Annotated in this window: 1 protein-coding gene; it reads left to right on the top strand. The window is 54.6% G+C overall.

All coding sequences use genetic code 11. The features are described from left to right. The first annotated feature begins 62 nt into the window (after window positions 1-62). Window positions 63-467: a hypothetical protein gene (locus ACOI1H_RS26060; RefSeq protein ID WP_422441259.1), complete on the top strand. Its 405-nt coding sequence runs from the start codon at window positions 63-65 to the stop codon at window positions 465-467. Window positions 468-679: the final 212 nt, after the last annotated feature.

The following is a 679-nucleotide window of genomic DNA, read 5'->3' as shown; positions in this document are numbered from 1 at the left end:
CCGTTGCACCGCGTTCAAGAGGCCGCAGACCGGCTTGTCGCCAATATTAAAGAGGCCAATGAATGAGCCGTTCACCGAGAAAAAAACTAGGGCTTCCGTTGGATGCAGACGACATGGCCTTGGTCAACAAAACCGCCAGAGAAGGGGGCTTGCTGCCTTCCGAGGAAACGGCCCCACCAACCGAAACACCTACACAAGTAAAGCCCGATCCAGAGTCCGCACCTAAAGCACCACGGCAACCGGCTGCACTAAAAAAAACGAAAGAGGCTCCTACGTTGAGAACCCAAGATTTACGCTGCAACATTGGCGCAAAAAGTCAGTTGGCGGCGGCGCTGCAAAGTGAACTTGACCAACTTGACGCAAAGACCCGAGCCTTTGTGTCTCCGGCAACCGTCCTACGCCAGTTTCTTGAGGAAAACGACGATCTTTTGGCGAAGCTGTTCCAAGAGAACAACGCTTTGAAGTGACCTCGCGTCACCTCTTGCACCGCAGGCAACAAAAAACCCCGACCATTTAGGCCGGGGTTCAAGATGGTGCAGACTGTCAGGATATAAATTCAGGCGGCGGCGCGGTCATCCTCTGCGATGGTCTCGGCATCGGCTGCTGCCAGCACAAAATCCACGGCCTTTTGTGCCTCGGCTGCGGCCTTGAAAATCAGCCCTTTGTCGGATTTCAGCGC

It is taken from the genome of Loktanella sp. DJP18, from assembly GCF_049310965.1.
GTDB lineage: Bacteria > Pseudomonadota > Alphaproteobacteria > Rhodobacterales > Rhodobacteraceae > Loktanella.
The sequence above is the reverse complement of the archived record's forward strand: the minus strand, read 5'-3'. Positions and strand labels throughout refer to the sequence as shown.